The 9,716-nt window shown below is 49.7% G+C and carries 10 protein-coding genes and 1 pseudogene; 4 read left to right on the forward strand and 7 right to left on the reverse strand.

Translation table 11 applies throughout. The annotated features are described in order from the left end of the window. Positions 1-266, forward strand: a 266-nt coding sequence (locus tag KDK15_RS02930; RefSeq protein ID WP_257293872.1) for an ankyrin repeat domain-containing protein, incomplete at its 5' end; no start/stop codon positions are given. Between the two features lie 43 nt (positions 267-309). On the opposite strand, the gene KDK15_RS02935 is transcribed toward KDK15_RS02930, so the two are convergent. After that, positions 310-531: a type II toxin-antitoxin system Phd/YefM family antitoxin gene (locus KDK15_RS02935; RefSeq protein WP_257293873.1), complete on the reverse strand. Its 222-nt coding sequence runs from the start codon at positions 529-531 to the stop codon at positions 310-312. A gap of 260 nt (positions 532-791) precedes the next feature. On the opposite strand from KDK15_RS02935, the gene trmL reads away from it, so the two are divergent. Continuing rightward, complete coding sequence (gene trmL / locus KDK15_RS02940) at positions 792-1,256, forward strand: tRNA (uridine(34)/cytosine(34)/5-carboxymethylaminomethyluridine(34)-2'-O)-methyltransferase TrmL (protein WP_257293874.1); 465 nt, start codon at positions 792-794, stop codon at positions 1,254-1,256. Here the strand turns inward: trmL and KDK15_RS02945 are convergent. The 3 genes from KDK15_RS02945 to KDK15_RS02955 all read right to left on the reverse strand — a co-directional run bounded on the left by KDK15_RS02945 (position 1,240) and on the right by KDK15_RS02955 (position 2,947). Then, positions 1,240-1,695: a DUF29 domain-containing protein gene (locus tag KDK15_RS02945; protein ID WP_257293875.1), complete on the reverse strand. Its 456-nt coding sequence runs from the start codon at positions 1,693-1,695 to the stop codon at positions 1,240-1,242. The two genes, trmL and KDK15_RS02945, sit on opposite strands and share 17 nt — an antisense overlap. Positions 1,696-1,924: 229 nt before the next feature. Continuing rightward, positions 1,925-2,443, reverse strand: a complete 519-nt coding sequence (gene secB / locus KDK15_RS02950; protein WP_257293876.1) for a protein-export chaperone SecB — start codon at positions 2,441-2,443, stop codon at positions 1,925-1,927. A gap of 87 nt (positions 2,444-2,530) precedes the next feature. After that, positions 2,531-2,947, reverse strand: coding sequence for a rhodanese-like domain-containing protein (locus tag KDK15_RS02955; protein WP_257293877.1), 417 nt, complete (start codon positions 2,945-2,947; stop codon positions 2,531-2,533). A gap of 452 nt (positions 2,948-3,399) precedes the next feature. Here KDK15_RS02955 and gpmM point away from each other — a divergent pair, with 452 nt between their 5' ends. Continuing rightward, a complete protein-coding gene (gene gpmM, locus KDK15_RS02960) occupies positions 3,400-4,932 on the forward strand; it encodes a 2,3-bisphosphoglycerate-independent phosphoglycerate mutase (RefSeq protein WP_257293878.1) in 1,533 nt (510 codons plus the stop codon). Positions 4,933-5,792: 860 nt separating this feature from the next. On the opposite strand, the gene KDK15_RS02965 is transcribed toward gpmM, so the two are convergent. Further along, on the reverse strand, positions 5,793-6,023 hold the full coding sequence (locus KDK15_RS02965) for an FKBP-type peptidyl-prolyl cis-trans isomerase N-terminal domain-containing protein (protein ID WP_257293879.1): 231 nt from the start codon (positions 6,021-6,023) through the stop codon (positions 5,793-5,795). A 156-nt stretch (positions 6,024-6,179) separates the two neighbouring features. Further along, positions 6,180-7,148, reverse strand: coding sequence for a ribonuclease Z (locus tag KDK15_RS02970; protein WP_257293880.1), 969 nt, complete (start codon positions 7,146-7,148; stop codon positions 6,180-6,182). A gap of 278 nt (positions 7,149-7,426) precedes the next feature. Between KDK15_RS02970 and KDK15_RS02975 the strand changes: the two genes are divergently transcribed. Further along, positions 7,427-8,362 carry a hypothetical protein gene (locus tag KDK15_RS02975; RefSeq protein WP_257293881.1) on the forward strand — a complete coding sequence of 312 codons (936 nt, stop codon included), beginning with the start codon at positions 7,427-7,429 and terminating at the stop codon, positions 8,360-8,362. Positions 8,363-8,657: 295 nt separating this feature from the next. Here the strand turns inward: KDK15_RS02975 and KDK15_RS02980 are convergent. Further along, positions 8,658-9,595, reverse strand: a pseudogene (locus KDK15_RS02980) (IS630 family transposase). Positions 9,596-9,716: the final 121 nt, after the last annotated feature.

A 9,716-nucleotide genomic window follows, 5' to 3' on the forward strand; every position in this document is an offset into this window, starting at 1 on the left:
ACATCGCCGCCCAGGAAGGCCACCGGGGACTGGCTGCTGACCTGCTGGCCGCCGGAGCCTCGGTCGATGCACCGTGCGAGGACGGCGCCACTCCCCTGTTCATCGCCGCCATGGAAGGCCACCGGGAGCTGGTTGCTGACCTGCTGGCCGCCGGGGCCTCGGTCAATGCACCGCGCAAAGATGGCGCCACCCCCCTGTACATCGCCGCCCAGAACGGCCACCGGGAGCTGGTTGCTGACCTGCAGGCCGCCGGGGCCGATCCTTAGAAAAAATGCGAATATTCGGTCCACTGATCACAAAATCTGTCATTCAGGCTTGATTGCCCCCGAACAGATCAATAACGGCATCGTCTGCCTCGTCAAAATCATCGGACAGGTGAATTTTGCCTTTGAGAAGTCCGGGTTTCCGGGCTTTTCGCTCACGGTAAGGAATCAGTTCAAGGTAGGGTTTGCCTGCCCGTGAGATCACTACCCGTTCACCACGCCAGGCCAGCTCTCCCAGCTGAGATAAGCGACTTTTTGCTTCATGCATGTTGATAATACGGTCAGGTTCAGAAGCGGGTGACTCAGATATGGGTAAATCCTTCGGTTCGATTAGCTAACAATAGCTAACCTGGAAGGTGCTGGCTAATCAGACTGAGTATCACTGGCTGCTGGCTGCTTCCCGGTCCATAGCCACTGTACTTAAGCTTTTACGGGAAGCAGGCAGCGGGAAGCGAACCCAACCCAACTAATGCCACCCAACCCATAGATGCTCTATGATTGGCACTCTGTCATTTGTTGGATCTGCCCATGCTTGATGTTGTTCTCTACCAGCCGGAAATTCCCCCCAATACCGGTAATATTATCCGCCTCTGTGCCAATACCGGCTTTCGTCTGCATCTGATTGAACCCTTGGGCTTTGAGCTGGATGATCAGCGATTAAAGCGGGCGGGGCTGGATTACCATGAGTTTGCCGAGCTGAAGATTCATCCGGACTACCCGGGTTTTCTGGAATCCGTCAAACCGGGCCGGGTGCTGGCTCTGAGTACCAAGGGTACCAGTAATTACAGTTGCTGCGCGTTTCGTGAAGGAGATGCTCTGCTGTTTGGTCCGGAAACCCGTGGTTTGCCTGCAGATATTCTGGATTCTTTGCCTAAAGAGCAGGTGCTGAGATTACCCATGCTGCCGGACAGCCGAAGCCTGAATCTGTCCAATACGGTGGCGGTGATGGTTTATGAAGCCTGGCGGCAAATGGGGTTTATTGGTGGGCGCTAGACCCGGAAGGCCAGTAGTTTTTATCCGCCGTTTGCTGGAAACTCCACGGGCACTGTTTTGGGAATAAGCTGACTGGCAGGTTGGTTTCATCATGGGCGTCTTCTACGGCTCGTTCGTATGCGACAGGCAGCATTTCGTCAATTTTGCTTTTCAGTCCCGGGGAGTCCAGCAGTAAACGCTCAATCTGCTTCCTTTGTTCTTTTATGGTTCTTTCCCAGCTACTGCTCTTTTTTCTTCTTTCTGGTTGGAATTTCCATTTTAATAAGTGCATGAACAGTACGGTCAGCCGTGACTGCAGAGCCTGGTAGTCACTTCTGCCCATGCTTTCCAGTTCCTCCAGAATATTATTCAAGTCCAGCTCCGCAAGCCTGCCTTCGCGAATCAGGTTGGCCTGTTTCTGAGTCCAGGAATAAAAGTCACGTTCATATAAGTCGTTCATTGTACTTACCCTGGAGCCTGTCGGACTTAAGACTGTCCTGTTGCGGTTGCGATAAATTGGTCTAGAATCTCTCGCAATCCTCGCTACGGACGCTTAAGTCCGACAGGCTCCTTGCCTGTTAGCTTTCCTTTGTGATGACTTTAGATGGTTATTACAGCGGAGGCAAAGGGATGGGCGTTGATGGGCAGGAAAAGGAAGCCGACTTCAGAAAGAAGTCGGCTAAGAATTATCAGTTCACGGCTTCCGGCTGCTGCTTGGCAGACTGCTGTTCGCGTGCCTGCATATACAGCGCGTCGAAGTTCACCGGCGCCAGCATGAGCGGAGGGAAGCTGCCCCGCAGTACCAGGTTGTCGATGGCTTCGCGGGCATACGGGAACAGGATGTTCGGGCAGAAGGCACCCAGGGTTCGGTGCAGTTCTTCTTCATCCAGACCTTTGGCCAGGAAGACGCCTGCCTGATGCACTTCAGTGACGAACGCGGTTTCCTTATTATCTGACTTCTTGCCAGGAGGGCTACCTTCAGGACCGTTTTCCACCGTTACCGTCAGGGACAGAACCACTTCGTACAGACCTTCCTCCAGAGGACGGTTGCTGGTGCTCAGGTCCAGTTTGACTTCTGGCTGCCATTGCTTCTGAAAAATCTCAGGGGCCTTTGGCGATTCAAAGGAGATATCTTTCGTGTAGATTCGCTGCAACGCAAACTGCGGCGCCTGCTGCTGTTGAGAAGCCTGCTGCTGATTTTCAGCCATTGTCATTTCCTTACTTTTGATGAGCTAATGTTAAGCCAAGCGAATAACGCATTTTGGTAATGATCGTGCAGATTGTCCAGCCAGAGCCTATTTTCGGACCACTGGCAGGCTGTCAGAGGTCCAGGTGGACATCCCACCCTGAAGTCTGACCACATTGGCAAAGCCTTCGGCTTTCAGGGTTTTGCCGACACTGCCGCTGTGCTGCCCCATGGCATCGACCAAAATAATGGTCTTTGCACGGTATTTCTCCAGTTCACCAGCTCGTTCCCTGATTTTTGTATAGGGAACGTTGATGGCGTTGACGATATGACCTTTGGAAAAATCTGCTTTTTCCCGAACGTCGATCACCACACCTTGATCCTGGTTGACCATCTGGGTCAGCTGAGCGGTGGAGACGCTCTGTCCACCCTTGCGCATTTCAGTAAAGGCCAATGCGCTGGCCAGCGCCACCAGTGCACCAACGTGCAGGGGGTGGTTAATGATAAACTCGATGAATTGTTCCATGCCGACAAGCTGTCAATCTATAAATTGAAAGGTGGCAAGTATACTGATCCCGCCTCAGGAAAGTAAGGGAAGGACGACGGAAAAAAGCTGGCAGGCTTTTTGTAGGCCTTTTTGTATGTAGTGTGCGTTAGTACAAAAAGCCACCGCCAACTAAAATGACCGTATCTAAAGCTGTCGGTGATATTTGTGCGGAAAATTTCAGGAAATTGCAGAGACTTTCAAGGGATATCGCCGGTTGACGCCCTCTGGTGTGATAGTTTGCGCTGTTCAATCAAGACAGGCATTTCACTGGAAACCGGCGGCAAAGCAGGTAGAATGCGAGCCATTCCACTCACCATGAGATTGGTTCAAAGCTGATGCAGGCTGACGCGACAAAAATGCAGCCTGTTCCCGGACACTCTTCCAGGCGCAGCCTTTTCACCAGCCTTCCAGTTCGCCAAGGTTAAGAGCCCATGACTGATAAGCGCACTCCTACCGCCCTGATCATCCTTGATGGTTACGGCTACCGTGAAGAAAAAGACAGCAACGCCATTCTGGCCGCCAAAACGCCGGTAATGGATCGTCTGTGGCAAGAGAACCCGCACAGCTTCGTTTCCGGTTCCGGAATGGACGTTGGTCTGCCCAGTGGCCAGATGGGTAACAGTGAAGTTGGCCATATGAACCTGGGTGCTGGCCGCGTGGTTTACCAGGAGCTGACCCGCATCACCAAAGCCATTCAGGACGGTGGCTTCTACGAAAATGAAGTGATTACCGGCGTTGTGGATAAAGCCATCCATGCCGGTAAAGCCGTGCATATTATGGGGCTGGTATCTCCGGGTGGTGTTCACAGCCATGAAGACCATATCCATGCCATGGTTGAACTGGTTACCCGTCGTGGTGCCAAAGAAGTTTATGTTCATGCCTTCCTGGATGGCCGTGATACACCACCGCGCAGCGCTGAATCATCCCTGGCAAAGCTGGATGCCATGTTGCAGGAAAAAGGCATTGGCCGTGTTGCCAGCCTCATTGGCCGTTACTACGCTATGGACCGTGACAACCGCTGGGATCGTGTGCAGCAGGCTTATGACCTTATCACCGATGGCCAGGCCGGGTTCGCTGCAGCAACCGCAGTTGAAGGCCTGAAAGCCGCTTATGAGCGTGATGAAAACGACGAGTTTGTCAAAGCCACCGTGATTGGTGCTGAAGCGGCCCGACTGAACGACGGCGACGCACTGGTATTTATGAACTTCCGTGCTGACCGTGCCCGTGAAATCACCCGTGCGTTTGTTGATCAGGGCTTTGATGGTTTCCAGCGTAGCCGTGTGGCCGATCTGGCCGGTTTTGTGATGCTGACGCAGTACTCAGCGGACATTCATGCGCCTTGTGCATTTCCGCCCAGCGAGCTGGTGAACACGCTGGGTGAATACATGGAGAAACTGGGCAAAACCCAGCTCCGAATTGCTGAAACCGAGAAGTACGCTCACGTCACCTTCTTCTTCAGCGGCGGTCGTGAAGAGCCGTTTGATGGCGAGAAGCGGGTGCTGGTGGCTTCGCCAAAAGTCGCTACCTACGATCTGCAGCCAGAGATGAGTGCTCCGGAAATCACCGATCGTCTGACTCAGGAAATCCGCAGCGGCGAACACGACCTGATCGTCTGTAACTACGCAAATTGCGACATGGTTGGCCATACCGGTGATTTCAATGCAGCGGTTAAAGCGGTTGAAGCGGTAGACGAGAGCATTGGTCGTGTGCTGGAAGCCCTGGAAGCGGTGGGTGGCCAGTGCCTGATTACCGCTGACCATGGTAATGCCGAGCAGATGGAAGACCCGACTACAGGTCAGGCTCACACTGCCCACACCTGTGAGCTGGTGCCATTGGTGTATGCTGGCCCGCAAAGCATTCAGCTAAAGAATGGTATCCTGTCGGACTTGGCACCGACCCTGCTGGCACTGATGAGCGTGGAACAGCCTGCCGAGATGTCAGGAAAGTCACTGCTGGTTAAGTAAGCTTCTCTGTCGTCCCGGTTGTGGATAAGTTGCACTTATCCACAACAGCCCTGATGAAGGATCAAGTGGCAATATCATCTTTTGAATTTTAAATCTGACCACCACACGTTATAAGCCTTTAGGTCGGTTTCTGTGAGGATAGTGGTAGCTTTGATAATATTGCGTAGGGTAAGAGGGGCGGCCAGAATCAGATTCTACCGGCAAAGAATGCCTTTGTGCTGGTACTGGCTGTGTTTGCCGGTTTCGAGTAGATGATATGACGGTGTGTACCTGTATATCTTGATCCGGGAGAGAGCCAGCCGGTAAAAGGCCACCGGCATAGGGAATCTCGGTAAAGCCATCATTCAGTAAAACATCCGGAAAGAATTCGAATGCACGTAATTGTTCTGGCGTCGCTCGAATGGTTGCCGCTCTCCATTGAGTTACTTCTCTATATTCAACTGGTATTAACTCCTGCTGTAATGAGGGCCTGTTGTCATTAGGCTGTGAAGCGGCCTGATTCATGAAAGAAGTAGGTCGGGCTGGTGCGCACGACAAGCCATTTGCAGTCTTTGCGGTTGTTGGTGAATGGCTTGGCTGGCTAGGTGAAAACGGTGTCTGATGATCAGGCCGGTTAGGCATTGATGTCTGCGGCAGTTGGCCAGGCATTGGATACCTACCGGACTGACCAAAATAGGAATTGAAATTATTCATCGGTAGCTTACCTTTAAATCTTTTATCTATTTATTCCGATCTCAAGATTTTTACAAAGTATCATAATAGATGAATATTTATTTTTAGTTTGATTTTTAATTCGAGAAGGAACATTTATTTCATTTGAGGTAGTTATCGAAGAACTGCTCACCTTCAGCAGCAAGCACTCAAGCTTTTTCCGCTTCTTCTGCCTGCAGGCGCGTTTGCATTTCAGTAAAGGCAGCGTGCAGGTCTTCGTGAGCAACAGCGCTTTCGACACCGTTCAGGGCATCTGCAAGACCGGCCAGAACCGCGTCAATAGATAGGCCCGCAATGGGGTTGGAGGCCAGCTGGTCACCCATCTGGCGACCAATACCGTAGCTGACCCGTTCTTCCATGGTTTGGTAAATATCAGACATTAATTATCTACTTCAGTATTAATTAAGCGTGGGAGTATATCACGATTAGCAGGTCATCAACTTAATTAAGGTCGCTTCCCGCTTCCCGCTTCCCGTATAAGCACAGGCGACCTGTTTTTTACGGGCAGCGCTTATGAAGTCATTAAACGACAGTTCCTAACTTTCAACCAGCTGACCGGCTCTATCCAATACCCAGGTACTGAAATCACGGGCCAGGCCAATATTACCCGAATAGTACGTTTCGGCTTCTGTCTTTAACGCATGGATACTGTTGGCACCTGCCTCAGCAGAGCGCTGATAACGTCCACTGAAGTGGGTAAGAATCAAATTGGGAACACCGCTGGCCTCTGCTGCTTCAGCAACCATCCGGGCTGAGCTGTGCATCCAGACAGGTCCGGCTTTTTGCAGGGCGGCGTCGGTCAGTGTGGCTTCGTGGACCAATAGGTGGCTACCTTGCAGAGCATCAATAAGCAGTTCTGGCTTATCGTTATCACCGGCAATGATGACAATCCGGCTGGCTGGTGGTGGTTGCAGAACCTGTTCAGGGCGAATCTTCCGGCCATCCTCAAGAGTAATGGTCTGCCCTTTTTGTAAAAGTCCCCATAGCTCTCCCCTGGGAACGCCCAGTGCATTCAGCTGCTGAATGTTCAGCTGGGTACTGAGTGTTTTTTCCGCAAAACGATAGGCAAAGCTTGGCACACGATGGGAGAGCTGGTGAGCCGTGACAGCAACCTGGGTATCCTGATAGTGAAAAGCTGACCGGTCGCTGCGAATAAACTCAATACTGAATGGCAGTTGCAAGACATCTGCATAATGTAATGCCGCCTCAATAAACTGCTGAACGCCATCGGGGGCGCAGATGGTCAGGGGTGCCTGCCGCCCCTGCATGCTGGCAGAGGTAATCAGCCCGGGCAGGCCATACATGTGATCGCCGTGAACATGAGTAATAAAAATGGTTTTGAGATTGTTGAGGGTATATCGACAGCGAAGCAGCTGATGTTGCGTACCTTCACCGCAGTCCACCAGATACCATTGTCTGGTATCATCGATTGCCAGTGCCAGTGCCGTGACATTTCTTTCGGTGGTGGGCATTCCTGCCGAAGTTCCCAGAAAAGTCAGTCTCATGAACACCTGCTTTGATCACAATATAGTTTTATTGTACCAGAGGAATGCTTCGTACTTATGAAATTTCTTTCATATTTAGTTGTCTAATTCTGTCTAATTGATTGCTCTTACGTTGATCATTTTTTATTTGGGCTTTCTTCATGGCTTATCCTGAATACACCTATTTAGCTTCAACGCCGACCTTCGTAAGTTATGGCAATGTTGAGTTACCAGGAATAGCGGGTGAATCAGCCTGCTTTTGTTCACATCAATGCAAAAAGGTGATGCCCAAGAGAGAAATGGCTGGCCCTGCGGGTTTAGGGATTGAAAGGGGTGCTCGCTGGTTTGAGAGAGGTTACCCTTATCGTTCTGTCAGTCTTGTTTATTGCGCGGGGTATTTTGGCGAGGGCGTCACAGCCCAGCAAAAATACGGTGGTGGCAAATATTCTGGACCATTGTTCAGCAGTACTCGCGATTATCTGTCTGATGTAAGCAGTACCATGCCAGTGTTATCTGATGGAGAAATGCAGGAAAAAACAACCGCTGGGCGTTTCTCTGATGGCCGTGGGTTTCCCAATCTTTCAATCCCTTTTCGGGCAGAAAAACAGATGCCTGATCGATGCAGTCTCCGACAGAATTTCGAACGATATGAAATGCCAATAGCAGGAACTGACTTTTCCGGAAATAACCCGGAGCAAAGAAGTCCTCTGACTTCTAACGATATAAACTGTCATAACCCTCTGGAATGTATAACACCGGATTTTTATGTTCAGGAGCAGATTTATGTACAGCGTAAAGAGGAGTTAAGCCGCTATCAGGATCTGATTGATGAAGCGAGATCATTCTTCCCTGCCAATACCCTCAATGAATATATTCAGGAGTTTTTGTCTGGAAAAAGAGAAGAGCTGGAACTGTCCAGACTCTTTAGCAAATATAAAATGCCACGGCCAGGAGTATGTGGCACAACATCAGGTCAATTCTCTCGCCAGAAAAAGGTTCCTTGCATACCCATGACTGGTAAGCAAAAAAAGCAGTTAAGGACCATCCTGGAACGTCAGAAACCCTCTGATTTTGGCATTAATGACAGAAAATGGACCGCGATGAATGTTAGAAATCTGATCAATGATCTATTTCAGTTAGATTACAATGTGAGTAGTGTGAAACATATTATTCACACAATGAAATTAACGTTCAGGTCAATAAATGACAGTAACTCATCGACTCCGACAGGATGATGTGAATAACGAGTACTTCTTTCTCGACAAAGTGAGCAAACATAGAAGGCATGAAGTCTGTATCTAGTACTCTGTCTTTCCATACTTGATACATGAAAAGCCTGATTAGCTTATTTCTCTGTCTATCAGGACAAACTTCAGTACAACGCCTGATTAAACACACTTTTACATGTAAAATCTTTGTGATCATCTACAGTGTGCTGTTTTTCAGACAGAGTTATCCATCACCCACAAGCAGTAGAAAAATCCTGACTTGTCAGGTTACTTTTGTCGTACTCAATATCTGTCTGGCGTCTTATTCCTTTTGATCCAGATCCGGCAAAGTCGGATAGAGCCTTTTCAGCTTTATCCGTGCATCTTCAGTGGTAAAACGCCATTCCATCCTTGTTTGATGCTGATTTCTCTTTTCTTCCCAGGCTTTCACTTCTCTGCGAAGGGTTTCCTGATCCGGGATGCGTCTATCAAGACATTGGCGGCTTAATATACTCAATTCTATCTCTGCCATATCCAGCCAACTTCCATGTTTCGGTGTGTAATGGAACTCCAGTTTGTCAAGCATTCTCCGAGCCTCCTCAGGGGAGAAGGCCTTATACAGCGATGCAGGACAATGAGTATTCAGATTGTCTTCAACCAAAACAATTTTTTCGGCGTCTTTATAGCGAACATCCACGAGGTACTGTATCTGGTGAGCCCAGTCTATTGCCGTTCTATGATCCGTCACCTCCACATGCCGCCAGCCTGATAGCGGTTCAAACATCATAAAAAGGTTGCTGACACCATTGCGTTCATACTCTGTGTCGTATCGTTCGGGCTTTCCGGGTTCCATGGGAATGGGATTTCTGACTTCGATAATTTGTTGCTTGTTAGACTCATCAAGACAAACCAGAGGACGCTTCGGGTCGTAGGGGCGCTTGTAAACCTCAAGAATGTCCTCCATGGCACTTACAAATTCCGCACTTTCTCCAGCAGGGATGCACCACTCTTTTTTGCGCCAGGGTTTAATTTCGTTTTTTTTAACTCTTTGTGAACGGTGCTTCTTGAAATTGAATCGACATATTCCAACTCAATCATACGATCCCTGATAAGGTTCAATGTCCACCGGGCACAGCCTTCAGGTGGCGGTGAGCAAGCGATGGAGATAAGATGAGCCTGTCCGTCCCCATCAAGTATTGGCTTTGATCCATGATGACTCCGCTTACCATGTACGGCTACTTCGAGACCTTCTTCTACCAAGCGCTGCCGTAAACGGGTAATAGTAACTGACTTGACGCGAAAGGCTTTGGACGTCTGTTCATGCGTCAGTGGATTTTTATTTTCATCAATTGCCAGCAGAATTTGTGCGTTACGTTTTTTA

Origin of the sequence: Endozoicomonas sp. YOMI1, assembly GCF_024606345.1 — a bacterium.
Lineage (GTDB): Bacteria > Pseudomonadota > Gammaproteobacteria > Pseudomonadales > Endozoicomonadaceae > Endozoicomonas.